The following is a 23,625-nucleotide window of genomic DNA, read 5'->3' as shown; positions in this document are numbered from 1 at the left end:
GTCCTGCTTCCGGCCGTTGACCAGGACTTACCGGCAGACGAACAGCCCCGCGGTCCGTGGTCCGACGCCCAGCGCGCAGGCGTCGCGGAGGTCGGCTTCCGTATCGACGTCCCGGCGCAGGCCGGGCAGCTCACCGGTCAGCGGGACGGCGCCCGACTCCGTGTGTGCGACGGCGGAGCCGGGGCCGAAGCGGGGATCGAGGGGGGCGCCCGCGGGGGCGAGGAGGAGCGTGGTGCCGTCGCCGCGGGCGTCGGCACAGAAGGCGCGGTCGTGTGCCGCGCTGATGGCCGCGTCGAGCTCCTCGGGTCTCAACGCCGGCAGGTCGGCCTGCAGCGCGCCGTGCGGCAGGTCGCGCGGGAGCAGCGCCGCGCCGTGGACGAGGGCGGCGTTGAGGCCCGCTGCCGGCTCGTCGCGGACGATCCGCACGCCCGTCCCGGCCAGCTCCCGCCCGACGGTCTCGTCACTCGTCACGACGACGACGGCGGCCACCCGCTCGGCGGCCAGCACGGCGTCGAGGGTGTCCAGGGCCAGCGCGAGGGCGAGCTCGGCGTGCCGGGCCGGGTCGCCCACCCCGCCGTCGGCCGCCCCGCGCAGCCGGGACTTGGCCGCGTCGAGACCCTTCACGGGCACGACCAGACCCACCTCGCGGCTGCTCACCACCCCATCGTTCCACTCGGGGAGCGTGTCGGTGGACCGCGCCCGGGCGGGCAGGGAAGGATCGGCGTCGATCGACGACAGGAGAGGGGCACCGGTGGCGCGCGAGAAGGGCGGGTTCTGGGTCGGAGTCGCGGCGGCGGTGTTCTACCCGCTGTCGTACCTGGTCGGGAGTCCCCGCTACGAGGGCCGCGAGCACCTTCCGGCCGAGGGCGGCGCGCTGGTCGTCGCCAACCACATCTCGTACCTGGACCCGGTGTACACGGCGCTGTGGGTGCACACCGCCCGCCGCGTGCCGCGGTTCCTGGCGAAGGCCAGCCTCTGGAAGATCCCGGTGTTCGGGAAGGTGCTGGTCGGGAGCGGGCAGATCCCGGTCTACCGCGACTCGGCCGACGCCCAGCACAGCCTCTCCGCGGCCGTCGAGGGCCTGGCGGACGGCAAGGTCGTGGTGATCTATCCCGAGGGCACGATCACCCGTGACCCCGAGGGCTGGCCGATGCACTCGCGCACGGGCGCGGCGCGGCTCGCGCTGTCGTCGGACGTGCCGGTGCTGCCGATGGTCCACTGGGGGACCCGCGAGGTGTACGACCACTACAACAAGAAGTTCCGGCCGCTGCCGCGGACGCGGATCACGGTGAAGGCCGGCGCGCCCGTCGATCTGTCCGCCTACCGCGGCAGGCCGATCGACGCGACGATCCTCCGCGAGGTGACCGAGCTGTTCATGACCCGCTGCAAGGAGCTGCTCGCCGAGGTCCGGGACGAGACGCCGCCGCCGGGCTTCTACCGGCGGGGTGCCGCGGCGACGCCGGCCGCGCCCGAGGCGCCGGAGGTCGAGCGGAACGGCGGGCCGGCGTGACGGGACTGTCGAAGATCGCGGTCCTCGGCGCCGGGTCGTGGGGGACGGCGTTCGCCAAGGTCGTGGCCGACGCGGGCCGCGAGGTCGTGCTCTGGGCGCGGCGACCCGAGGTGGCCGGCGCGATCCGCGACCGGCACGAGAACGCCGACTACCTGCCCGGCGTCGCGCTGCCCGAGAACCTCTCCGCGACGTCCAACGCGGCGGCCGCGCTCGACGGTGCGGACGCCGTCGTCCTCGCCGTGCCGTCGCAGACCCTGCGGGCCAACCTGGCCGACTGGAAGCCGCTGCTCCCGCCGGGGCGCACGCTGGTGAGCCTGGCCAAGGGTGTCGAGCTGGGGACGCTCAAGCGGATGAGCGAGGTGATCGCCGAGGTGGCGGCGGTGCCGGCGGAGCAGATCGCCGTCGTCTCCGGGCCGAACCTGGCGCGGGAGATCGCGCAGGGAGAGCCGACGGCCACGGTGATCGCGTGCGCGGACCACCAGCGGGCCGTCGAGCTGCAGGCCGCCACGTCGAACGACTACTTCCGCTCGTACACCAACACCGACGTGGTGGGCTGCGAGCTGGGCGGCGCGGGCAAGAACGTGATCGCGCTGGCCGTCGGGATCGCGGCGGGGATGGGGCTGGGCGACAACAGCCGCGCCTCGCTCATCACCCGCGGCCTGGCCGAGACCGCCCGGCTGGGCGCGGTCCTGGGCGCCGATCCGTTGACGTTCGCGGGGCTCGCCGGGCTCGGCGACCTGGTGGCGACGTGCTCGTCGCCGCTCTCCCGCAACCGCACCTTCGGCGAGCACCTGGGCCGCGGCGAGACCCTCGCCCAGGCCGAGGCGGCCAACCACGGGCAGGTCGCCGAGGGCGTGAAATCGTGTGTGTCGATCTGCGAGCTCGGGGAACGGCACGGGGTGGAACTGCCGATCGCCGACGCCGTGCGGCGGGTGTGCCACGAGGGCTACTCCGCCACCGCCATGGCGAAGGAACTGATCTCGCGGGCGCCGAAGCCCGAGTGACCCGTGAGCGGCAACTGCCCCTAGAGCGGCAGTCGGCACTCACGACCACCGTTGAGCTGGGAGGACGATGAGCGGGGACGGGACGCGCTGCGTCTGGGGCGGGCATCCGTCGGGTGGGTTGGGCGACGCCGTGCACCCCGGCCCGGTGCTGTCGGCGACCTTCGACCTCGGGCTCCCGCACGACCCGCAGCCCGAGTACTTCTACGGGCGGGCCGGCAACCCGACCTGGAGCGCCTACGAGGCCGCGGTCGGCGACCTCGAGGGCGGGGAGTGCGTCGCGTTCGCCTCCGGGATGGCCGCGCTGTCCGCGGTGATGCGCCTGTGCGCCCGGCCCGGCACCGCCGTCGTCCTGCCCAGCGACGGGTACTACATCGGCCGCCTCGTCGCCACCGAGGAGCTCGCGCCGATGGACGTCGAGGTCCGCGAGTTCGGGACGGCGGGGGCGTGGGAGCCGCTCAACGGCGCCTCCCTCGTGCTGCTCGAGACGCCGTCGAACCCGGGGCTCGAGGTGTGCGACATCCGTACCATCGCCGAGGCCGCGCACGCCGCCGGCGCCTTGGTGGCCGTCGACAACACCACCGCCACGCCGCTGGGCCAGAAGCCGCTGCCGCTGGGGGCCGACTTCGTCATCGCGAGTGACACGAAGGCGCTCGCCGGGCACGGCGACGTCGTCCTCGGGCACGTGACCTGCGCCGACCCGATCCTCGCCGGACGCGTCCGGGCCGCCCGCACCCGCAGCGGCGCGATCCCCGGCCCGATGGAGACCTGGCTCGCGCACCGGGGCCTCGGCACGCTCGACCTACGGCTGGAGCGGCAGGCGAAGAACGCGCACGCGCTGGTCCAGGCGCTGCTCGGGCACCCCGCCGCGTCCGACGTCCGGTGGCCGGGCCTGCCCTCCGACCCCTCCCACGCGGTGGCGTCGCGGCAGATGCGGCGGTGGAACGGGGTCCTGCGGTTCACGCTGCCCTCGGCCGAGGCGGTGGGGGAGTTCCTCGCCGCGTCTCGGCTGGTGTCGTCGTCGACCAGTTTCGGCGGCCTCCAGACCTCCGCCGACCGGCGGGCGCGGTGGGGCGACGCCGTGCCGCCCGGCCTGCTCCGGCTCTCCGCGGGCTGCGAGGACACGGACGACCTGGTCGCCGACGTGCTCGGGGCGTTGGACGCGGTGCGGAGCTGAGCCCATGGAGGCCGAGCCGCTCGACGCGACCACTCCCGGCGAGTGGCGCGCGTGGCTCGCCTCGCACGCCGGGACTGCACGCGAGGCCTGGGTCGTCATCCCCCACGCCCGCTCCGGCCGGCCCGGTCTGACGCAACGGCAGGCCCTCGAGGAGGCGCTCTGCTTCGGCTGGATCGACGGCCTCTCCCGCAAGCACGACGACTCGTCGCGGAAGCAGCGGTTCAGCCCGCGGGGCCCGCAGAGCGCGTGGAGCACCATCAACCGCGAGCTCGTCGCGCAGCTGGTCGCGGAGGGCCGGATGACGCCGGCGGGTCAGGCCGCGATCGACGTCGCCAAGGCCAACGGGATGTGGATGCTGCTCGCCGATGCCCAGGCCGGGATCGTGCCCGACGACCTGCGCGCTGCCCTCGACGCCGATCCGGCCGCCGCCGCGGGGTGGGAGGCGATGTCACCCTCCACTCGTCGAGCCCACCTCGAGGCCCTCGCCCGGGCGAAGAAGCCGGAGACGCGGGTTCGGCGCATCGCGGTCACGGTGGCGGAGGCGCGGGGCGAGGGCGCTGAATCGCGCTGACTTTCGAGATCACGAGCTGATAACGGGTCCCGGTCGGTCGACGAACCACCCGATAACGCGTAGGACGGCGGCGGGTGTGCCCCTCAGACCACACCCGTCAGCCGGTGCGGCCACGCTGCGGTCATCCCCCCGCCGCAGCGTGGCCGCATGTTCCCCGCTGCGCTCACATGCTCCGGGCGCCGAGAATCCGTGCGGCTGTGGACCGGTCGATCCCGCTCGTGGCGGCGCGGAGGTAGAGGCCGTTGACGGCGGCGGCGAGGAGCTCGGCGCGATCCGGGTCCAGGCGTCGGGCCAGCTCGTCCAACGCCGTGTCCCACCGCTCCAGCTCGTGGCGCAGGTCGGCGCGGCGGGCGGCGAGGAGGTAGAGGTCGTACTCGGCGATCGTGCGCTGACGATCCTGTGCCGCATAGCCGGCGAGGAGGTCGGCCAGGCCGTCGAGTGTCTCGACGGTGCTCAGGTCGTCGACGTACCGGTCGTTGACCTCCCGCAGCGCCGTGACCAGCAGCTCGTCGACACTCGCGAAGTAGTACAGCACCGCGCTCGGCGGCAGCTCGGCCTCCCCGGCGACCGCCCGCTGCGTCACCGCCGCCACGCCGCTCCGGCCGACGAGCCGCAGCGTGGCGTCGAGCAACGCCCGCCGCCGGACCGCACCCTTGCGGAGCCGACCGTCGGCGATCTCAGGCGGCATGCGAGGTCCGGCCCAGCTCCAGCGCGAGCACCCCGGCGATGACCAGCACGATCCCGCCCACCTGCACCCAGCTGAGCGACTCGCCGAGGAAGAACGCGCCGATGAGGGCGATGAGCGCGACCCCCACGGCCGCCCACACCCCGTACGCGACGCCGATCGGCATGCCGCCGGACAGCGCCCGGGACAGCGAGTAGAAGGCGACGCCGTAACCCAGCACCACGACCACCGACGGCCACAGCCGCGAGAATCCCTCGGAGTAGCGGAGGGCGACCGTGCCGGTCACCTCGGCCACGATCGCACCGGCCAGCCAGAACCACATGCCCGCCAGACTACTTGAGCGATCGCTCCAGAAGTCAGAGGAACATCGTCAGCAGGATCGCGAGCAGCGTCAGCACCGGCAGGGCCGCGGCGGCCCACACCAGCGGGTCCCGTCGCCTGCTGGCCTCGACGGGCTCGGGAAGCTCGGCGAGGTAGTCGTCGAGCTCGACCCGGGGCTCGGGCATGCTGTGCCCCGGCACCACGGGCAGGAGCTGGGTGGCGGGCTCGATGTCGGGCAGGACGAGCGGGCGGCGCGGGCTGGACACGGCGTTCCTCTCTCGGCGGGACTCGTCAGAGCATCGCCGGCCGATGTCCCCGCGTAACAGGAAAGCCGCTGACATCGTCATCTCTGACGACGGCGTGCGCAAAGCTCCTGCGTGGCGCGGAATCCGGCAACCATCAAGCCGGCTATGCCTGCGAGATCGCCGCCGGTCAAACCCTTGCCCTCGGAGACGGCCACGAGCACGACGCCTTCCATCGGCTTGTTGACCAGCAGCCAGGCGACGGAGACGAGAGCGAGGAGGGCGGCGCCCACGAGCCGCGTGTCGCTGCTGAACCCGGCCAGGACCACGAGGAGGACGAGGACGACCGCGGCGAGCATCCACCGAGTGTCCCCGACCGACCGGTGGAGCCCGAGGCCGCTCGTCGGCCGATCATGGCCGCCTACCAGCACCGCGTGTCCGCTTCAATATCACACGTGCGTAACCCGGCTCTCGTATGGTCGACTTACCTCATCCGAGCGGAGGTGGTCGCGTGCCGGATCGACAACCCCTACCCCTCGTCGCCGTCCCCGAGACCGGGGAAGAGGCCACGGGGGCAGGGAGTGCAGGGGTAACTGCGCTCCCGCCGGGTTCACGGGTGTTGCTGCTCAATGCGAGCTTCGAGCCTCTCGCCGTCGTCACGGCCAAACGCGCGATCGTCCTGATGCTCTCCGGTAAAGCCGAGTGTGTGCAGGCCGCCCTCGAAGGGGCGGCCTTCCATTCGGAGAATTTGACCGTCCCCGCACCGTCCGTCATGCGGCTCTCCCGGTACGTGCGGGTGCCGTACCGCCGCGCCGTACCCATGACCCGGGCCGGCGTCCTGCGTCGCGACCTGCGGCGCTGTGGCTACTGCGGCAAGAAGGCCGACACGATCGACCACGTGATCCCGCGCAGCCGGGGCGGGGCGCACAGCTGGGAGAACTGCGTCGCCGCCTGCAGAGCCTGCAACTCGAAGAAGGCCGACAAGTTGATCGAGGAGATCGGCTGGAGCCTCCGGATCACGCCCAGGCCGCCGAGCCGCGCCGCCGGCGGGGTGCTGGTGTTGGCCGTCGAGCCGCATCCGGCCTGGGAGCCGTGGCTGGCCCAGGCCGCCTGACGTTCAAACGGCCCGCCCCCGAGCGCGGGGGCGGGCCGTTCGCGCACTGATCGGGGCGGTGGGCCGATCAGTACGACCCGCCGCAGGGCGCGGCGGGAGTCCTGTGCTCCGATGTTCGCCCATGGGTGCCCGCTCGTTAACCCTGAGTACCGGACATACCCAGCATTGATGAGACCGCGGATCAGGGGCGGAAGGCGCCCAACGACGGCAGTCCCGCGCCGCTCCAGTCGAACATCGTGAGGTTGGCGTAGGGGTTGCCCTCGCCGTGGTCCCAGCCCACCCCGGGGAGCCAGGCGGGTTCCCACACGACGAAGCCTCGGCCGCGGCCGTCGGGCACCCCGTCCACCACCGCCCGAAGCCCCTCGAAGTAGGCGGCCTGGCCCTCGGGCGTCGCCGGGTACCGGGCTGCATCGGGCAGCTCGTCGAGGCGCGCTGCGTAGTACTCCGTGCCGTCGGCCTGCTCGAGTGTCCATGGGTACGAGGTCTCGACGACCACGACATCCTTCTCGTACCGCCGGGAGAGGTCACCGAGAGTCACGGCGAGCGTGTCCAACGAACCGTGCCAGAACGGGTAGTACGAGAGGCCGATCAGATCGAAATCCACTCCGCGGGAGGTGATCGCGTCGTAGAAATAGCGGGCTCCGCCGTTGTCGCCGCCGCGGTCGATGTGGACCATCGTCTCCAGTGGCGCGGTGGCCCCGTCGAGCGCCCCGGCGAGCCCGGCCTCCAGGAGCTGGACGAAGCCGTCCCAGTGCTCGTGGCCCCGCTCGTAGACCTTGCCGACGGGCCACAGCATGCCGGTCGTGATCTCGTTGCCGATCTGGATCATCGACAGCGGGGTGCCCTGCCGGGCGAAGGCGGCGACGGCGTCGCGGGTGTAAGCGCGAACCGTGTCGGTCAGACGTCCCAGGTCCTGGTCGGCCCACGCCGCGGGCACGGACTGGCTGTACTGGTCGGCCCAGAAGTCCGAGTAGTGCAGGTCGAGCAGGATGTCGCAACCGGCGTCGTGGGCCCGTCGACCGAGGGCGAGCGCGGACTCGAGGGTGCTGTACCCGGCCGGCGGGTCGATCCACGCCCGCAGGCGCACGAGATTCGCACCGCGTGCCGCCAGGAGCCGCTCGACCGGTGCTGTCGCACCGCCGTCGACGTATCGTGCGCCGATCGCCTCCATCTGCAGGGTGAAGGAGAGGTCGGCCCCGCGGATCCGCTTGCGGGGAACCGGAGCGGAGGAGCCCGCCACGTCCTGCGCGCTGCACCCGCTCACAGCGGCACCGAGCAGGAGTCCGGCGGCGGAGAGCAGTTGCCGTCGGGTGGGCACGGAGGTCCTCCGGATCGGTCGGGCTGCGGAGCGGGACAGCACCTGGCCGGCGGCCCCGGGCGGGACGCCGGCCAGGTCACCGTACTGTGATCAGTGCTGCGAACGACCGAGTGCACGCACCGTCCATCCCGCCGATCGCCACGCGGCCATGTCGAGGGTGTTCCGCCCGTCGATCAGAAGCGGCTCGCGGACCACCGTCAACAGGCGGCCGGGGTCGAGCTCCCGGTACTGCGTCCACTCGGTGAGGTGCAGGACGAGGTCGGCCCGCTCGCACGCCTTCTCGATGTCCAACGCGTAGTCGAGAGTCGGGAACTGGGCGCGGGCGTTGTCGATCGCCTCGGGATCGTGCACCCGGACCTGCCCGCCCTGCAGCTGGATCGCGGCCGCGATGTTCAGCGCGGGCGAGTCCCGCACGTCGTCGCTGTCGGGCTTGAAGGCGGCACCGAGGATCGCGACGTTCTTGCCGAGGAACGACCCGCCCACCAGCTCGCGGGCGAGGTCGACGGTGCGCTGACGACGCCGCATGTTGACCTCGTCGACCGCCTTGAGGAAGGAGAGCGCCTCGCCGACGCCGAGCTCGCCGGCGCGGGCCATGAACGCCCGGATGTCCTTCGGCAGGCAGCCCCCGCCGAACCCGACGCCGGCCGAGAGGAACCGCCGCCCGATACGGGTGTCGTGCCCGATCGCGTCGGCGAGGGTGACGACGTCGCCGCCCGCGGCGTCGCAGACCTCGGCCATCGCGTTGACGAACGAGATCTTCGTGGCGAGGAACGAGTTCGCCGCGACCTTGACCAGCTCGGCCGTCGCGAGGTCGGTACTGATGTACGGGCAGCCGGCCGTGAGCATCGGCGCGTAGACCTCGCGCAGCACCGCGTCGGCCCGCTCCGAGGTGACGCCGACCACGAGCCGGTCCGGGCGGAGGGTGTCCTGGACCGCGAAGCCCTCCCGCAGGAACTCGGGGTTCCAGGCGAGCTCGGCGTCGACCGCCGGGTTCAGTTCGGCGATGCGCCCTGCCAGCCGGGCCGCCGTGCCGACGGGGACCGTCGACTTGCCGACGACGAGGCTGCCGTCGCGCAGGTGCGGGGCCAGCCCGTCGACGACCGCGTCGACGTACTTCATGTCGGCCGCATAGGAACCCGGCTGTTGCGGGGTACCGACGCAGACGAAGTGGACCTCGCCGAACTCCCCGGCCTCCTGCAGCGAGTCCGTGAAGCGGAGGGACCCCGCGTCGACGGTCCGGCGCAGGAGCTCGGGCAGGCCCGGCTCGAAGAACGGCGGCCGGCCCTCGGACAGGGCGGCGAGCTTGCGGGGGTCGACGTCCACGCCGAGGACCTCGTGGCCGGAGTCGGCCATGCAGGCGGCGTGGACGGCGCCGAGGTACCCGGTGCCGATGACGGTGATGTGCATGGTGTGTCCCTGGGGGTCAGGCGGCGGGGTAGCCCGCGGGGTTGAGTCGCTGGAAGCGCCACGCGTCCTCGCACATGGCGGTGAGGTCGCGGGTGGTCCGCCAACCCCACGCCCGCTCGACGCGGCCGGGATCGGCGATGAGCATCGGGACGTCGCCGGCGCGGCGGTCCTCGATGCGGTAAGGGATCGGCTGTCCGACAGCACGGCCGAACTCGGCGATCAGCTCCAGGACGGAGGCGCCGCGGCCGGTGCCGAGGTTGAACACGCGCAGACCCGTCTGCTCGTCGAGGTGGTCGAGCGCGACCCGGTGTCCGTCGGCGACGTCGACGACGTGGATGTAGTCCCGGATGCAGGTCCCGTCCGGGGTCGGGTAGTCGTCACCGAAGACGGGCAGCTCGTCGAGCCGTCCGACCGCGACCTGCGCCATGTAGGGCAGGACGTTGTTCGGGACGCCGGTCGGGTCCTCCCCGAGCATGCCGCTGGGGTGCGCGCCGATCGGGTTGAAGTACCGCAGCGCGATCACCGACATCTCGGGGTACCGCACGCACGCGTCGCCCAGCAGCTGCTCGCAGATGTACTTGGTGCGGGCGTAGGGGTTGGTCGGCCCGGCCGGGTCGTCCTCGTCGAGCGGGACCTTGCTGGTGTCACCGTAGATCGAGCACGACGACGAGAACACGAGCCGGTGCACGCCGTGGTCGTTCATCGCGCGCAGCAGGGCGGTGGTGCCGCCGATGTTGATGTCGAAGTACTCGAGCGGGATCCGCGCCGACTCGCCTACGGCCTTCTTCGCCGCGAAGTGGACCACGGCGTCGATGTCGTGGGCGGCGAAGACGGCGTCGAGCGCCGCACGGTCGCGCAGGTCCGCGTGGTGCAGGGTCAGCGGGCGGCCGGCGAGCTTCATCACCGCGTCGACCGCGCCGGGCGCGCTGTTGGAGAAGTCGTCGACCACGACGACCTCGTGGCCGTGGTCGAGCAGCTCGACGCAGGTGTGGCTGCCGATGAAGCCGGCGCCGCCGGTCACCAGGACGGTCTCGGGCATGGTGGTTCCTTCCGGTCCCGGCTACCAGCCGAAGACGGACACGAAGTAGGCGGGGTACCGGGCGAGGGCCACGGCGACCGGGACGACGGCGAGGCAGGCCACGATCAGCGGCACCGCCACGGTCTCGCGGACGGCCGAGGCGAACCGTCGCCCGGCGATGCGGGCCGCCTCCCGGGCGTGCAGCAACGGGACGGCGATGCCGACCCCGGCATAGGTCACCCCGGCGAGCAGACAGAGGAAGACGTAGCCTGCGGCCTGGGTGAAGCTCTCGGCGTAGAGCGAGGCGCCCGACATGACGAGCGTGACCAGGACGTACGGCAGGATCAGCCGCAGCGGCAGCGGTTCGAGCCCACCTGCACCCTTGGGGGTGACCTTGAAGGTCGTCGGCCGGGGCCGGATCTTGTACAGGATCCCGACGGCGACGCCCCGCGCGATGTACGGCCACCGGGTCAGGCAGTACAGGTAGTTCTGCCAGCTGACCAGCGGCGCACCGGCCGGCCGGAGGAGGCCTCGTCGCTTGAGCAGCATCGCCAGTACGAGGACCCAGATCGAGATCGACCACCAGTGCAGCAGGAAGCCCACGTAGTCGACGTTGATCCACGGCACTCCGAGGACAGCGGCGATCGGCGCCAGGGTGAGTCCGCCGACGGTCGTGAGGGCCAGGAGTGAGTAGAAGATGAGCGCGTAGACGAACCGGATCCGCAGCCGCCAGGGCAGCCGGGGCAGATGGCGGGGGACCAGGCCCAGCATCACGACGGTCAGGCTCCGGGACCACTGGAACTCCTGGACCAGCATCGCGGAGAAGGTCAGCGGCCCGTCGCCGTGCGCGTGGGCGTCGATGGCGAACGCGCCGTGCCAACCCGCCGAGTTGAGCAGGAAGGTGGTGGAGAAGTCCTCGGCCAGCTCCGGACCGAGGCCACCGATCTGCCGCAGAGCCTGCGTACGCACCGCGTAGTGCGAGCCGATGCACACCGGCGCGAGGCCCGCACTGTGCCCGAGCTGTGCCGGCCCGTGGAACGTCGCCTCGCGGTGCAACCGGCCCATCGCTGACCACGACTGGTCCACATTGGTGTCACAGACGCTGGGTGCGGACACGTAGCCGATGGCGTCGTCGGCGAAGGGGCGGACCATCTCCGCGAGGTAGCCGGGTTCCGGCTTGTGGTCGCAGTCGAGCTGGGACACGACGTCGTAGTGCTCGTACCCGTAGTGGTCGTAGAAGTAGGCGAGGTTGCCCTCCTTGACCTTCGTCCGACGAGGCCACGAGTCGCGGTGGTACGACGTGACGCCGTGCCGGGTCGAGATCCGCACGTCGTGCGCGGCGCACCATCGCCAGATCTCGTCGGTCGGCGCCTCGTCACAGAGCCAGACGTCGTACGGGTGGGGATAGTCCTGCGTGAGCATCGCCCGAAGGGTGGCCTTCGCGACCTCGAACGGTTCGGACGGTGCCCGCGTGACGACGAAGGCCACCCGGAGCGGAGGCACCCCGATCAGAGGCGAGATCCGCTTGAGCCTGTTGACCCCCACCATGAAGTAGATCGGCAGGCAGGACAGGTAGACGAGCAGGCAGCTGTTGATCGTGAGCCCCACCCAGGTCACGCGGTGGCTCGGCTGGAACCACCAGACCCAGAAGTAGACCAGGCAGGCGACCCAGCCCGCCGACAGCAGGGCGACGACCACGCGGTCCCGCGTCGACAGAACCGGCACGAACGACCTCGGGTTCATCCGGCGGCGTCGGTTACGACGGCGGTCGAAGGCCGGACCGTCCCGGTCGATCCGCGTGATCTGTCCCTGCGACAGCTCGGTCACGGCCTCGTAGGGATCGGTCGGCGGCGCCGGTGCGGTCGTGACGGGCGGCACGACCCGTAGGCGTGTCGTGACCGCGGTGGACAGGTCGTCTCGAGCCTGTGCGGCCGACAGTCGGCGCGCGGCTCCGTGCATCGGATGGCCCTCTCGGGTCGGGAAGGACGGACCTGCGGGACGACCGCGGCCGGGGTCGGGGGATGCGCTGGTCATGGTGCGGATGACGGGCGGTGCGGCCGGGTCAGGCCACTGCCGCCCGGGTGGTCTCGACGGCGGCCGGACCGACCTGTGGGGGAACCGCGACGGCGGGGGCGCCGTCCATCTGGCCGCCGGCGATGGCCGGCCGGGCGGCCACGACCTCGTCCAGGTGCTGGCGGAAGTAGTCCACCGTGAGCTGCAGCCCCACCTCGGCCGGGATCTCGGGGTTCCAGTCGAGGACCTCCTGCGCCCGGATGATCACGGGCTTGCGGCGGGTCGGGTCGTCGATCGGCAGGGGGTGGTACTCGATCGGCGAGTCCGAACCGGTGATCCCCAGGACGAGCTCGGCGAGCTCGGCGACGGTGCGTTCCACCGGATTGCCCAGGTTGACCGGACCCGCCTCGGAGGAGTCGATCATCGCGACGAGACCGGCCACGAGGTCGTCGACGTAGCAGAAGCTGCGGGTCTGGGTGCCGTCGCCGTAGATGGTCAGCGGATCCCCGTTGAGGGCCTGGGCGATGAAGCTGGTCACCACGCGTCCGTCGTGCGGCCGCATGCGGGGGCCGTAGGTGTTGAAGATGCGCACGATCCCGGTGTCGACCCCGAGCGTGCGCCGGTACGCGGAGGTCAGAGCCTCGGCGAAGCGCTTGGCCTCGTCGTAGATGCTGCGCGGCCCGACGGGGTTGGCGTTGCCCCAGTACGACTCCGGCTGCGGGTGCACCAGGGGGTCGCCGTAGATCTCGCTGGTCGACGCGAGCACGAAGCGGGCGTCGTTGGCCTCGGCGAGGCGCAGCGCGTTCTCGGTTCCGCGGCTGCCGACCGCCATCGTCTCCAGTGGACGGCGGTGGTAGTCCGGCGGCGAGGCCGGGCTCGCGAGATGGGCCACGGCGTCGACCGGACCGGGGACGGTGAGCTCCGCCGACACGTCTGCGACGACGAGCGAGAAACGGGAATTCGCCGCCAGGTGCTGGACGTTCCCGGCACGGCCGGTCGACAGGTCGTCGACGCAGACAACGGTGTCACCGCGTGCGATCAGGGCGTCACAAAGATGCGATCCCAAGAATCCGGCGCCGCCGGTCACCACAATTCGCATGACTTCTCCAGGGCAGGGGAGTGGGTGTGTGCGTGCTGTTTCGGGGAGCGGACGCGGACGGCATCGTCACGTTGCGGCAAGACTCGGTGCGCCACGCTCAGTCGTTACCTCGGGTGGCATCGATCACAGCAGACTCGTGTCACCGCAGCGCATGACGCCTGGATTGTTACAGAAGCATTGACGCTGCGTGATGACGTCGTCGCTGACCTCGTCGGCTCTGCGGTGCGCGGCCCTCGAGATCATCAGAACTGTGGATCAGGCGCCCGGGATCGGTAACGATCTTCCCCGCACCGGCGAATATGAGCGTATTCGCGGGGTCGGTCGACCGCGGACGTCTCTCATTGTGAGTGCCCGGCGATGCCCGGTTCTCCGGCAGTGGGAAACGTCGAGGATACCTTCGTCCCTCGTTCACTCCGGAGGAGAGCCGCATGGCCTCGCCCACGGGCACCCGCGCCGAGATCGTTGGACACATGCGCGACTCGGTCCCTCCAGGAATGTCCATCCTGGACGACGAGCTCGTCGGCCTGCTGTCCGCGTCGACCGACGAGCTTGCGCGGACCTCCGAAGGGTCCGCCGAGTACGACCGGTTCCGAGCGGTCGTCCGCCGGGGTGTGGCCGGTCTGCCGCCCCTCGATCTCGCCGGGGAGACGGTCATCGTCACCGGCGGGACGGGGTGCATCGGCACCGCGCTCCTGGAGCAACTCGCTGCGACACCACACCGCCGGATCGTCAGCCTCAGTCGCGGCCTGACCCGTCCCCGACGCCTCGTGCCCGGCGTCGAGTACCAGCAGGTCGACGTCCGCTCGGCCGACGACGTCGGTGCGGCGTTCCGTCGGATCCGGCCCGACGCCGTCTTCCACCTGGCGGCCGTCCGCGACCCGGGTGCGGCGGAGCGCGAGGTGCGCCGGACCGTCGAGACGAATGTCCTGGGCAGCCGGAACGTGTTCCGGGCGGCCGAGGAGGTGCGAGCGGGCCGGCTCGTGTTCGCCTCGACCGGCAAGGCGGTGCGCTACTTCACCCGCGACGTCTACGCCGCCACGAAGAAGATCGGCGAGGCTCTGCTGTCCGGACTGACCCTGCCGGTGACCTCGGCCGTGCGGTTCACGCACGTCGTGGACAACAGCCTCATCCTGGGCAAGCTGCGCCAGTGGTGCGACGGCGGCACGATCCGGCTGCACTCGCCCGACATCGCCTTCTACGGCCAGTCGGCGCTCGAGTCCGCGCAACTGATGACGGCGGCGGCGGAGCGGTCCGGCCTGGTGACGCTCCGGAACCTGCAGTGGCCCTTCTCGTTGCTCGACCTCGCGCTGGGCGTTCGCCATGAGGTGAGCAGCAGTGCCCCGATCTACTTCTGCGGTTACGAGGCGGGCTACGAGGCCGGGGTGCACCCCGCGTCGTACGACCCGGCGACAGCGGGCCACGCCGGTCCCCTGATCAACGCGCTCGAGTCGTACTCGTGCGACTCGATCCTGGCCGACCAGGCGAACCGGATCGGCGTGCGGGGGCGGCAGTCCGAGGCGGTGAAGGTGCGCATCGCAGAACTCGCGTCGGCGTGTGGCGACGGCGTGTCCGACGCCCGGCTGCGTGCGGTGCTGACGGAGGCGACGTGGTCCGCCCTCCAGGCCTGCCTCCACTCAGCTCCGGCCGACGATCTGCAGCGTCTCGGGCGCTTCGCGGCGTCGACCCATCCGGCTCTGCCGGCCGATCCCGACCATCTCCTGGTCGACGACGTCATCGCCCAGGCGGTCCGGCCGAACGGTCTGGCCGCGGGAGTCTGACGGCTCAGTTTCCCGGTCTGCGTGCGACCAGCCGCTCGACCAGGCCCAGCGCGAATCGCTCGCGTCGTTCCACCTGCAGTCCGGCCGCGAGGACATGGTCCAGCGGGCGCCGGCGGAAGTGCTCGCCGCCGACCGGGATCGACACCCATTCCGTCATGCGCTGCACGAGCCGCACGACCGCCACGGACGACGCGACGTGGTCGGCGAGGAGGAGCCGGCCACCCGGCCTGAGCACTCGCACCATCTCGTCGACCGCCCGCCGGTCGTCGGGAATGCTGCAGAGCGAGAAGGTGCACACGACGGTGTCGACCGACGCGTCGGGCAGGTCGAGCTGTTCGGCGTCGCCCACCCGCAGGTCGGCCTCACGACGCAGCGCCTCGGCGCGCTCCTGGGCCACCCCGATCATCGCGGGGCTCAGGTCGATGCCGGTAAGCCGGACGTCGAACGGGTAGTGGGGCAGGTTCAACCCGGTCCCGACGCCGACCTCGAGAACCGCCCCTTCCGCCTGCCCGCAGACCCAGGCGCGGCAGTCGCGGAAGAGCACCTCGTCCAGCCGGCGCATGGAGCGGTCCGTCGCGTCGACGCTCCCGTCCCAGCACCGCGCCCACCGCGCCCTCTGCCTGTCCGTGACCACCCGCCCACCTCCTGCCCCTGTCATCGAAATCCTCGCGTGCCCGCGCCCAAACCTGGCCACGGAGTGGGCGGAGCCCGAACCGACCAGTCACACTGGGCCGGTGGGCAGACACTCGCGGCCGGACCTCGACCCCGCGCGGGCCGACACGTTCCGGCTGCTCTTCGTCTGCACCGGCAACCTCTGTCGCTCGCCTGCCGCGGAGATCATGACCCGTCACCTGCTCGTCGGGAAGCTCGGGGGACGCGAGGCGGCGCGCTTCGACATCTCCAGCGCGGGGGTGAACGCGGTGGTGGGGGAGATGATGCACCCCGACACCCGCGACGAGCTCGCTCCCTGGGGTCTGGACGGGCCGGCGCAGGCCGGCGCCTTCCGCGCCCGCCAACTGCGCAGCTCCATGGTCCGCCGGTCCGACCTGGTCCTGGGTGCGAGCCTCCGCCACCGCAGTGCCGTCGTGGAGCGGGAGCCCGCCGGCCTGAAGAACACCTTCGCGCTGCGCGAGTTCGCCGCCCTGGCCGACGCCGTCGACGAGACGATGCTCCCCGAGGGCGACCCCGTGAAGCGGGCCCACGAGCTGGTGGAGCAGGCCCGGATGAAACGGGGGCTCGTGCCGCTCGACCGCGAGGAGCTGTCGGTCGTCGACCCGATCGGCAAGCCCCAACAGGCACACCACGAGGCGGTCGTGCTGATCACCGATGCCGTCTACCGGATCGTCGAGAAGATCGTTCCCTCGCGCTGACCCGGCAGGGTTCGACCGTCCGTAGCTGTCCATACGCACTTCTCACACCTCGGACTGCGCCATCACGACGATGACGTCGACCGCCCGGCCTGGGACCCTCGACCGGTGGCCAGCGAGGACGCGCGCCGTCCTGCCCGGCCCGCCCGCGAGGTCGGGCCGTGGCTGGCCCGCGCCCTGGCGTTCGCGGGGGTGGCTCTGCTGCTGACCGCCTGCGGTGGGCGAGCCGAGGTTCCCCAGCCGCTGCCGACCTTCGAGCCGAGCTACGACTGGGCGCTGGTCGCCGACGTCACGGGCGACGACCCCGACGCACAGGTCTATCGGGCGCTGCGCACTGGGTGCGACGCCGGTCAGCAGGCCCTGAACTCCACCTGGGACCGGCTGACCGGACCACGCGAGGTGCTGCTGTTCACGGCCGCCGTCCAGATGTGCCGAGGAGATCAGGCCGGCGCACTCGGGAGCTTCCAGAAGGCCAGCACCTACGGCTGGAACGGCCTCGGGCCCGACCGGAACTCGGCCCGCTGCGCGGTCTACACGGCCCTGACCGTGACGCTGAACCAGGTGGCTCCAGCCGCCGTCAGCTGCCCGGCCGGCATGAGCCCGGGCTTCACGAAGTCGGCGAGCGGGGTCGTGGACAACCCCCTGACGCCGGAGAACGAGGCCGCGCCGCCGGCCCCTCCGCCGGTCATCCCGCCGACGTCGTCGTCCCGGCCGCCGGGCACGACCACGAAGCCCGAACTGGCGCCCACCACGACGAAGCCCACGCCCGCGCCGACGACGAAGCCCACGCCCGCGCCGCCCACGACGAAGCCCGAACCGGCGCTCACCACGACGAAGCCCAAGCCGGCGCCGACCACGACGACCAAGCCGAAGCCGCCGCCCGCATCGCCGAACACCACCACGAAACCGAAACCTCAGAATCCGCCGCCTCCGCAGCGCGAGCCCTCCGACATGGAAGACCCCGGCGGCATGCCGAGCAGCAGCGAAGAGATGAGCTCACAGAGCGGTTCGAACAGCTCACGTCGATCGAGCGGAGGCTCGGGCGGCAACAGTGCTTCGACGAACCCTTAGCCCCGACGTGCGCGCGGGCTAGATCTCGCACACCAGTCGGAGGCCGACCCGACCGGGCCAGCCCGGGTTGTCGGCGCTCATCCTGTCCCGGTAGGCCGACCGGCAGATCGCGGGGTTGTGAGACCACGAACCCCCGCGCAGCACGTGGCTGCCTCCGTCACCCGTGTAGGGCGTCCCGCCGTCCGGCATCCGCTCGTAGTCGACCGGGCCGACGTCCGCGCAGTGCTCCCACACGTTCCCGTGCACCTCGTGGAGGCCGAACCGGTTGGGCGGGAAGGTCCCGACCGGAACGGTGCCGGCCCGGTAGAGCCCGAGCGGCCCCTGGTCGTACGCCCCGCTCTCGTGGACGAGGCCGCCGTAGTCAGGGCTCACGACGTCCGCGTCGCCCTCGCGCCGGACCACCGCACCACCCGTGCCCAGGTAGTTCGCCAGAGCCGAGGTGATCGTCGGTCCGAAGTGGAACGGGGTCGTGCTGTGGGCGCGGCAGGCGTACTCCCACTCGACCTCGCTCGGCAGCCGGAGGGTGAGTCCGGTGAGGGCGGACAGCCGGGCGCAGAACTCGGAGGCCTCGATCCAGCTGATCGTCTCGACGGGCAGTTCGGGGCCACTGAACGACGACGGGGTGGCGGCGAGGGGCCGCTCGACGGGGGCCGGCGACGCCTCGACGAGTGCCTCCCACTGGGTCTGGGTGACCGTCGTCCTGCCGATGGCGAACGGTCCGACCTGCATCTGCTGCTGCGGTCCCTCGTTCGCCCGCCGTCCCGGCTCGTTGTCGGGAGATCCGACGACGAAGCCGCCGCCGGGCACGATCGCGAACGGAAGGGAGGCATTTCCGACCGGCAGGTCGAAGACCTCGGCACTTCCGGTCTGGTCGGGCAGCCGGGCGCCGGTCGCGTCGACCGACGCGACCGGGAAGCGCTCGGTGCGGATAGGCGGGAGCGGGCGCCCGACGGCCCGGTCGAGGGCCCACCCACCGACACCGGCGGCGAGGAGGGCGCCCGCACCCACGCCGATCTGGAGCAGTCGTCGTCGCGACAGTGCTGACCGGTCGGCACCCTCGTGGCTCCCGACGTCCGGGGTCTTACCCGTGACGCGCCCGACGACGTCGGCCACGAGATGCCGGATGCGCGGATCCTGCTCGTCGCCGTTCCAGCCCTTCAGGTCAGGGGTGTGGATCACGCCGAAGCCCAGGGGAGGTTCCGTGCCGTCGAGGCTCATCGGCACGAGCACTCCCCGCCGCATGCCGCGAGAGGCCTCGTCGCGCACCCACGGTGCACGGACGGAGTGGGCGGACCAGGCGACCATCACGCACAGGGCAGCGTCGATCTCCTCGGCGATGACCTCGTCGAACCGCTCGCCGGCGACCAGGTCCGGGTCCCACCAGACCTTGAGCCCTTCCCTCTCGAGCAGTCGCACGAGGGGCTCGACGCGGGGCCTGTCCTCCCGCTTGTAGCTGAAGAAGATGTCGGCCATGCCCCGCTCACTTCGCCGTTGCGTGACGCAGGGTATCGGGGGCGTGATCCGCTCAGAACCGCTCGCGCGTACGTAGTTCTGCCACTTGTCCGGGCTGGGCGGCGGCACCGCACAGCTCTTTACTAGTCGGTGGAGGTCGAGCGTAGCCACACGCGGGTGATCACGTCACCGGGCTGAGCCCCAGCACCTGCCCGTCGGGCGACCGGGAGAGCACCACCAGCGTGTGCTCCTTGCGGAACCGCTCGACCTCGCCGCCCCATCGGCCGCTCGTGTCGACGACCGTCCGCGTGCGTGAGTTCTCGTTGATCACCGAGCCGCCACGGTAGTCGACCTTGTCGAAACGCAGGACGGTCCCACGGGAGTCGACGAAGGTCTCGGTCAGGTAGACGACGTCGGTCGGGGTGTCGACCGCGTCGCGCATCGGCGGGATCTCCGTCAGGGCCTGGACGGGCTCGACCGTGGGGGCTGTCGCCGGGGCAGGCGGAGACGTGTGCCGGAGCCCGCCGAGCATCCGGGCGGCGACCTGTGGGTCGTCGGCCGGCGTCAGGATCGCGGTCATCGTCGTGTCGGTGCCGACCGGGCGGGACTGCTCGTAGCGCAACGACGGGCCCTCGCTGCACCTCACGTCGTAGCCGGTCCGCTCGACGACGGCGTCGCCGGCGGTGGCGACCGGCGAGACGGAACGGATGCTGCCGGCCCCCGCCGGACCGCACCGGTCGCCCACGGCAGGCGCCGGCTCGGGCGCCACGCCGGATGGGTTGAAGCGCGCCACGATCTCGCCGTCGACGCGGACGGCCCGGTAGCCGCTGGGGGCGACCGAGCCGTCGTTCGGGTGGTAGACGTCCACGTCGCCGGCCGGGACGGGGATCCGGAGGCCCGCGTACTCGACCGTCCGACCGGAGGGCTCGTCGTGGACCACGCCGCCCACGTCGACACCCCAGTCCGTGTACTCGACCCCGGCGAGGTGGCCGCGGTCGTAGCCGTTGACGTCCGTCCGGGTGCCGGGGCTGTAGAAGTCCTGCCCGCCGTCGTCGATCCGTACCGTGCGCATCGTGTCGCCGACGAGCACGTCCGCCTCGACGTACCAGGTGATCCGGTCCTGGGGCAGCCTCGTCTGGAAGACGAGCGGGATCGTCTCGTTCTCCTTCAGAGCGATCGCGAACCCGTCGTCGAACTGGGTGACCGGCGCCGTGGGCTTCTCCGGATCCGTCGAGTGACGGGCCGCGTCGGCGACGTCGACCACCGGATCTCCGGGCTGGGACCAGAGGTCGAACGCGAAGCCGACCGGATCCAGCGTTCCGGCACCCGGACACCACAGAGCGGCGTCGCCCTCGCCGGGTCCTCGGCTCGTCACCCGCGCCCGCAGACCGGTGAGGGTGACGCCGTTCTTCGCGTCTCCCCTCAACAGGAGGCGCTGGATGCGCTCGTCGACCGGGAGGGCGCCGGCCTCCATGCCCTGGCGCCACAGCTCGTCGCAGTCGGTGCTGTCGCCGGTCCCTGCCGGAACCCGCGACGCATCCGACGCCACCAGCATGAAGCCGTTGAAGGCCGGCTTCTCGACCGCCGAGAACTGGGCGAGAAGAGGCTCCTGCTCGGAGAACCACACCTTGATCTCGTCCACGTTGAAGGTCACGAGGGCGCCGATCAGCGCGCTGGCCACGGTCGCCGCCGTCCACGCGATCGCCTTGCGATGTCGTTTCGGGGAACCATCCGGCGGCAGCTGCCCGACCGGGCCGCGTGGATGTCCGGCGACCCTTCGCCTCGTGCTCGGCCGTTCGCGCTGATCGGATCGACGCACCACGTGCCTCCCCCTCGACGAGTCGTCGGCACGCCGAGCCCCCCGGCGAGACGCGCGGTGAGCTCCGAGCCACCCTTCCCGAGAGGTTCGCGTACTCGGCCGGTGACAGGCAGTACGCAGATCTGCGTACTGCGTACCTGGGTGTCGTGTTCCTCCGGTTCCAGCCCGCCCCTCGACCTCTCTTCTCTCCGAACGGCCCGCCGCCGCGGGTAGGGTGCGGGCCTGCGCGAGGCGGGGGAGAGCAATGGATGATCCGGGAGCGCATCCTCCGTCCCCCCGACCGCACGCCGGCGACGGCCCGCTGATCGTCGAGATCGCGACAGGCGACGATCTCCCTGATGTGCTCGACGGCGCGGGGCTTCGTCGCGGGCGTCCGGTCCTCGTGCTGGTCGGTGGTGCGGACGGCATGGACGACGAGGTGCTCGGCCGCCTGCAGGACCTCGTGCGCACGGACCTCGTCCCACTCCTCGACGAGCACGATGTCGCCGTCGTCGACGGCGGCACGGACGCCGGGGTGATGCGGGCGATCGGGCGGGCCCGGTCGACTGCCGGCGGGCGTTTTTCGCTGGTCGGGGTGGCTGCTCGTGGCACCGTAGCCGCTCCCGGTATGAGCTCGGCCGATGTCGCGGCCCCGGAGCAGCACCACACCCACCTGCTGCTGGTACCCGGGAGCTCCTGGGGCGACGAGGCGCCGTGGCTCGCGACCGTCGCCGACGTCCTCGCCGACGGTGGGCCATCGGCCACCGTGCTGGTCAACGGCGGCGAGATCGCCTACGCCGACGTGGAGCGCAGCCTCGAACGCGGGCGTCCGGTGATCGTCCTCGCCGGGACCGGACGCACCGCGGACGCACTCGCCGACGCGATCGCGGGCCGGCAGGCGGACCGCCGCGCGGTCGCGCTCGCCCGGACCGGGCCGATCCGGGTGGTCCCGATCGAGGAGCCCGGCGCACTCCGGTCCGTGGTCGCCGAGACGCTCGGAGTCACATCCGGCTAGCCGGCGACGAGTCATCCCCCACACGAGGAGGGGACGACCGATGAGACGACCGGCGCTGCTCGCTCGGTTCCCGAGCCTGCGGCCTCCACGCGCACGGACACGCTCGGTGCTGGACCCGGCCGTCGCGGCGGACTACCCGCAGCTGGCGGCGGACATCGAGCTCGCCGACGAGATCGTCGGCCCGGAGTTCGCGGCCTCGGACCACGCAGCGCTGGTCCACCAGAACAGGTACCGGCGTCAGCAGGTCCTGATCATCCTGGGGACCGCGGTGCTCACCGGGCTGGGCGGGGTGCAGGCGGTGTTCCCGGAGGAGCGCTGGCCCGGGATCCTGCTGGCCGTCCTGGGGCTGCTCCTCACCTTCGTCGGCCGTGCCGCCGGTGAGCTCCGCGCCCTCGACACCTTCCTCGACGAGCGGATCAAGGCCGAACGGTTGAAGTCCGCCTACTTCCGCTTCCTCTCGCGCACCGGCCGCTACGCGAAGGCGGACCGCGTCACGCGGCTGCGGCGGGCGGTCGTCGCCGTCAAACGGGGGGAGGAACCGGTGTGACCACCCGGGACCGCCAGTTCCGCGCGTTGTACCGGCGGATGCGCATCGACGACCAGCGGGTCTACTACGCGGCCCGGGCGCGGGAGTACCGCGCGGCGCACGAGCAGGTCGTGCTCGTGCGCAACGGCCTGCTGATGGCCGCCGCCGTGGCCGGAGTCGTCTCGCAGGCGGTGCACGGCACCGCTCGAGCCGCCTGGGCGATCGGCGCGGCCGTCCTCGGCGCGCTCGCCGGTGCGGTGACGGCATACGAGTCGCTGATCGGGTTCCCGCAGCTCACGAAGCTGTACTCCGACGCCGAGCGCAACCTGGAGGAGGCGGGCATCGACTGGGACGAGCCGGGCGCCGACCTCGCGCGCGAGATCGAAAGGGTCGAGTGGGTCTTCCGGAGCGAGCGGGGCCAGTGGGGCCAGCTCGTGGTGAGGGCCGCGTCCGCGACCGACCCGGCGGGTGAGGACCCGGCCGATGCCGCCGGCGAGGACGAGCAGGCGCCGCGTGCGGACCGCTGAGTTCGGAGGTTGCCCGGGTATTCACCACAGGTGATCACCGCTCTGCACAGTGTTAACGCTGTCGTGCGGTGGGGCGAGCCGCCGGTGCACAAGGCATCGATGCTCGGATGCCGCGGTCGGGTGGAAGCGCGAGGGACGGGTCGTGTCGTACAGCCTGGGGGTGGACCTGGGGACGACGTTCGTCGCGGCTGCCGTGCACACCGGATCGCGGGTCGAGATGTTCACCCTCGGGGACCGCAGTGTGGTGACACCGGCGGTCGTGTACCTGCGCGAGGACGGGACCGTCGTCACCGGCGACGTGGCCGGCCGGCGGGCGCTGAGCAACCCCGACCGGGTCGGCCGGGAGTTCAAACGCCGCCTCGGCGACCCCACGCCGGTGATACTCGGCGGGGCACCGCACGCGGTCACCGCCCTCCTGGCCAGCCTGCTCTCCGACGTCGTGGCCCAAGTCACGGCCGCCCAGGGCGCCGCCCCGGACTCGATGGTGCTGACCCACCCGGCCAACTGGGGCCCGTACCGTCGCGAGCTGTTCGACGAGGTCCCGCAGCTGGCCGGGGTGGCCATGCCGAAGATGGTGACCGAGCCCGAGGCGGCCGCCGCGCACTACGCGGCGTC

25 protein-coding genes are annotated in these 23,625 nt (G+C 71.9%); 12 read left to right on the top strand and 13 right to left on the bottom strand.

Annotated elements, in window-relative coordinates; all coding sequences use genetic code 11:
* Window positions 1–27: 27 nt before the first annotated feature.
* Window positions 28–657, bottom strand: coding sequence for a 2-phospho-L-lactate guanylyltransferase (cofC, locus tag AB0B41_RS27980; protein ID WP_358208491.1), 630 nt, complete (start codon window positions 655–657; stop codon window positions 28–30).
* A 94-nt stretch (window positions 658–751) separates the two neighbouring features.
* Between cofC and AB0B41_RS27975 the strand changes: the two genes are divergently transcribed.
* The 4 genes from AB0B41_RS27975 to AB0B41_RS27960 all read left to right on the top strand — a co-directional run bounded on the left by AB0B41_RS27975 (window position 752) and on the right by AB0B41_RS27960 (window position 4,259).
* Window positions 752–1,510, top strand: coding sequence for a lysophospholipid acyltransferase family protein (locus AB0B41_RS27975; RefSeq protein WP_358208489.1), 759 nt, complete (start codon window positions 752–754; stop codon window positions 1,508–1,510).
* Window positions 1,507–2,514: an NAD(P)H-dependent glycerol-3-phosphate dehydrogenase gene (locus AB0B41_RS27970; RefSeq protein ID WP_358208487.1), complete on the top strand. Its 1,008-nt coding sequence runs from the start codon at window positions 1,507–1,509 to the stop codon at window positions 2,512–2,514. The genes AB0B41_RS27975 and AB0B41_RS27970 overlap by 4 nt, the downstream gene beginning before the upstream one ends.
* 67 nt (window positions 2,515–2,581) lie before the next feature.
* Complete coding sequence (locus AB0B41_RS27965; RefSeq protein ID WP_358208485.1) at window positions 2,582–3,688, top strand: cystathionine gamma-lyase; 1,107 nt, start codon at window positions 2,582–2,584, stop codon at window positions 3,686–3,688.
* Window positions 3,689–3,692: 4 nt separating this feature from the next.
* The gene (locus tag AB0B41_RS27960) at window positions 3,693–4,259 is read left to right on the top strand and encodes a YdeI/OmpD-associated family protein (RefSeq protein ID WP_358208483.1); all 567 of its coding nucleotides are present in this window, start codon (window positions 3,693–3,695) and stop codon (window positions 4,257–4,259) included.
* Between the two features lie 163 nt (window positions 4,260–4,422).
* Here AB0B41_RS27960 and AB0B41_RS27955 read toward each other — a convergent pair whose 3' ends face one another.
* The 4 genes from AB0B41_RS27955 to AB0B41_RS27940 all read right to left on the bottom strand — a co-directional run bounded on the left by AB0B41_RS27955 (window position 4,423) and on the right by AB0B41_RS27940 (window position 5,866).
* Window positions 4,423–4,947 (bottom strand): TetR family transcriptional regulator, encoded by a 525-nt coding sequence (locus tag AB0B41_RS27955; protein WP_358208481.1) that lies wholly within the window; start codon window positions 4,945–4,947, stop codon window positions 4,423–4,425.
* Window positions 4,937–5,266 (bottom strand): multidrug efflux SMR transporter, encoded by a 330-nt coding sequence (locus AB0B41_RS27950; protein ID WP_358208479.1) that lies wholly within the window; start codon window positions 5,264–5,266, stop codon window positions 4,937–4,939. The genes AB0B41_RS27955 and AB0B41_RS27950 overlap by 11 nt, the downstream gene beginning before the upstream one ends.
* Before the next feature lie 34 nt (window positions 5,267–5,300).
* Window positions 5,301–5,531 (bottom strand): hypothetical protein, encoded by a 231-nt coding sequence (locus tag AB0B41_RS27945; RefSeq protein ID WP_358208477.1) that lies wholly within the window; start codon window positions 5,529–5,531, stop codon window positions 5,301–5,303.
* Between the two features lie 77 nt (window positions 5,532–5,608).
* The gene (locus tag AB0B41_RS27940) at window positions 5,609–5,866 is read right to left on the bottom strand and encodes a hypothetical protein (protein ID WP_358208475.1); all 258 of its coding nucleotides are present in this window, start codon (window positions 5,864–5,866) and stop codon (window positions 5,609–5,611) included.
* Window positions 5,867–6,123: 257 nt separating this feature from the next.
* On the opposite strand from AB0B41_RS27940, the gene AB0B41_RS27935 reads away from it, so the two are divergent.
* Complete coding sequence (locus AB0B41_RS27935) at window positions 6,124–6,621, top strand: HNH endonuclease (RefSeq protein ID WP_358208473.1); 498 nt, start codon at window positions 6,124–6,126, stop codon at window positions 6,619–6,621.
* Window positions 6,622–6,802: 181 nt separating this feature from the next.
* Here AB0B41_RS27935 and AB0B41_RS27930 read toward each other — a convergent pair whose 3' ends face one another.
* The 5 genes from AB0B41_RS27930 to AB0B41_RS27910 form a co-directional block, all read right to left on the bottom strand.
* Window positions 6,803–7,939 carry a glycosyl hydrolase 53 family protein gene (locus tag AB0B41_RS27930; RefSeq protein ID WP_358208471.1) on the bottom strand — a complete coding sequence of 379 codons (1,137 nt, stop codon included), beginning with the start codon at window positions 7,937–7,939 and terminating at the stop codon, window positions 6,803–6,805.
* A gap of 90 nt (window positions 7,940–8,029) precedes the next feature.
* The gene (locus AB0B41_RS27925) at window positions 8,030–9,346 is read right to left on the bottom strand and encodes a UDP-glucose/GDP-mannose dehydrogenase family protein (RefSeq protein ID WP_358208469.1); all 1,317 of its coding nucleotides are present in this window, start codon (window positions 9,344–9,346) and stop codon (window positions 8,030–8,032) included.
* 16 nt (window positions 9,347–9,362) lie between these two features.
* On the bottom strand, window positions 9,363–10,385 hold the full coding sequence (gene galE, locus AB0B41_RS27920; RefSeq protein WP_358208467.1) for a UDP-glucose 4-epimerase GalE: 1,023 nt from the start codon (window positions 10,383–10,385) through the stop codon (window positions 9,363–9,365).
* Between the two features lie 21 nt (window positions 10,386–10,406).
* Entirely contained in the window at window positions 10,407–12,242 is a 1,836-nt protein-coding gene (locus AB0B41_RS27915; RefSeq protein WP_358208465.1) for a glycosyltransferase family 2 protein, read from the bottom strand.
* A gap of 184 nt (window positions 12,243–12,426) precedes the next feature.
* Window positions 12,427–13,476, bottom strand: a complete 1,050-nt coding sequence (locus tag AB0B41_RS27910; RefSeq protein ID WP_358208463.1) for a UDP-glucuronic acid decarboxylase family protein — start codon at window positions 13,474–13,476, stop codon at window positions 12,427–12,429.
* A 347-nt stretch (window positions 13,477–13,823) separates the two neighbouring features.
* Here AB0B41_RS27910 and AB0B41_RS27905 point away from each other — a divergent pair, with 347 nt between their 5' ends.
* The gene (locus AB0B41_RS27905) at window positions 13,824–15,254 is read left to right on the top strand and encodes an SDR family NAD(P)-dependent oxidoreductase (protein WP_358208461.1); all 1,431 of its coding nucleotides are present in this window, start codon (window positions 13,824–13,826) and stop codon (window positions 15,252–15,254) included.
* 4 nt (window positions 15,255–15,258) lie between these two features.
* Here AB0B41_RS27905 and AB0B41_RS27900 read toward each other — a convergent pair whose 3' ends face one another.
* Window positions 15,259–15,888, bottom strand: coding sequence for a class I SAM-dependent methyltransferase (locus AB0B41_RS27900; RefSeq protein ID WP_358208459.1), 630 nt, complete (start codon window positions 15,886–15,888; stop codon window positions 15,259–15,261).
* A gap of 100 nt (window positions 15,889–15,988) precedes the next feature.
* On the opposite strand from AB0B41_RS27900, the gene AB0B41_RS27895 reads away from it, so the two are divergent.
* Window positions 15,989–16,624 (top strand): hypothetical protein, encoded by a 636-nt coding sequence (locus tag AB0B41_RS27895; protein WP_358208457.1) that lies wholly within the window; start codon window positions 15,989–15,991, stop codon window positions 16,622–16,624.
* 189 nt (window positions 16,625–16,813) lie between these two features.
* Window positions 16,814–17,692 (top strand): hypothetical protein, encoded by an 879-nt coding sequence (locus AB0B41_RS27890; RefSeq protein ID WP_358208455.1) that lies wholly within the window; start codon window positions 16,814–16,816, stop codon window positions 17,690–17,692.
* Between the two features lie 18 nt (window positions 17,693–17,710).
* Here AB0B41_RS27890 and AB0B41_RS27885 read toward each other — a convergent pair whose 3' ends face one another.
* Both AB0B41_RS27885 and AB0B41_RS27880 read right to left on the bottom strand, forming a co-directional pair.
* Window positions 17,711–19,165 carry an SUMF1/EgtB/PvdO family nonheme iron enzyme gene (locus tag AB0B41_RS27885; RefSeq protein ID WP_358208453.1) on the bottom strand — a complete coding sequence of 485 codons (1,455 nt, stop codon included), beginning with the start codon at window positions 19,163–19,165 and terminating at the stop codon, window positions 17,711–17,713.
* A gap of 160 nt (window positions 19,166–19,325) precedes the next feature.
* A complete protein-coding gene (locus AB0B41_RS27880) occupies window positions 19,326–20,825 on the bottom strand; it encodes a hypothetical protein (protein WP_358208451.1) in 1,500 nt (499 codons plus the stop codon).
* Between the two features lie 382 nt (window positions 20,826–21,207).
* Here AB0B41_RS27880 and AB0B41_RS27875 point away from each other — a divergent pair, with 382 nt between their 5' ends.
* The 4 genes from AB0B41_RS27875 to AB0B41_RS27860 form a co-directional block, all read left to right on the top strand.
* Window positions 21,208–21,957, top strand: a complete 750-nt coding sequence (locus AB0B41_RS27875) for a hypothetical protein (protein WP_358208449.1) — start codon at window positions 21,208–21,210, stop codon at window positions 21,955–21,957.
* Window positions 21,958–22,063: 106 nt separating this feature from the next.
* On the top strand, window positions 22,064–22,504 hold the full coding sequence (locus tag AB0B41_RS27870) for a DUF4231 domain-containing protein (RefSeq protein ID WP_358208447.1): 441 nt from the start codon (window positions 22,064–22,066) through the stop codon (window positions 22,502–22,504).
* Window positions 22,501–23,010, top strand: coding sequence for an SLATT domain-containing protein (locus tag AB0B41_RS27865; protein WP_358208445.1), 510 nt, complete (start codon window positions 22,501–22,503; stop codon window positions 23,008–23,010). Before AB0B41_RS27870 ends, AB0B41_RS27865 begins: the two co-directional genes overlap by 4 nt.
* Window positions 23,011–23,152: 142 nt before the next feature.
* The coding region (locus AB0B41_RS27860) for an Hsp70 family protein (RefSeq protein WP_358208443.1) at window positions 23,153–23,625 on the top strand (473 nt) is incomplete at its 3' end.

The organism is Pseudonocardia sp. NPDC049154 (genome assembly GCF_040648315.1).
GTDB lineage: Bacteria > Actinomycetota > Actinomycetes > Mycobacteriales > Pseudonocardiaceae > Pseudonocardia.
The sequence above is the reverse complement of the archived record's forward strand: the minus strand, read 5'-3'. Positions and strand labels throughout refer to the sequence as shown.

Excerpts from the sequence above, each read along its gene's own strand:
- AB0B41_RS27960 (WP_358208483.1), top strand. The coding sequence starts at position 3,693 with ATGGAGGCCGAGCCGCTCGACGCGACCACTCCCGGCGAGTGGCGCGCG.
- AB0B41_RS27950 (WP_358208479.1), bottom strand. The coding sequence starts at position 5,266 with ATGTGGTTCTGGCTGGCCGGTGCGATCGTGGCCGAGGTGACCGGCACG.
- AB0B41_RS27875 (WP_358208449.1), top strand. The coding sequence starts at position 21,208 with ATGGATGATCCGGGAGCGCATCCTCCGTCCCCCCGACCGCACGCCGGC.
- AB0B41_RS27955 (WP_358208481.1), bottom strand. The coding sequence starts at position 4,947 with ATGCCGCCTGAGATCGCCGACGGTCGGCTCCGCAAGGGTGCGGTCCGG.
- AB0B41_RS27965 (WP_358208485.1), top strand. The coding sequence starts at position 2,582 with ATGAGCGGGGACGGGACGCGCTGCGTCTGGGGCGGGCATCCGTCGGGT.
- galE (WP_358208467.1), bottom strand. The coding sequence starts at position 10,385 with ATGCCCGAGACCGTCCTGGTGACCGGCGGCGCCGGCTTCATCGGCAGC.
- AB0B41_RS27910 (WP_358208463.1), bottom strand. The coding sequence starts at position 13,476 with ATGCGAATTGTGGTGACCGGCGGCGCCGGATTCTTGGGATCGCATCTT.
- AB0B41_RS27940 (WP_358208475.1), bottom strand. The coding sequence starts at position 5,866 with ATGCTCGCCGCGGTCGTCCTCGTCCTCCTCGTGGTCCTGGCCGGGTTC.
- AB0B41_RS27925 (WP_358208469.1), bottom strand. The coding sequence starts at position 9,346 with ATGCACATCACCGTCATCGGCACCGGGTACCTCGGCGCCGTCCACGCC.
- AB0B41_RS27885 (WP_358208453.1), bottom strand. The coding sequence starts at position 19,165 with ATGGCCGACATCTTCTTCAGCTACAAGCGGGAGGACAGGCCCCGCGTC.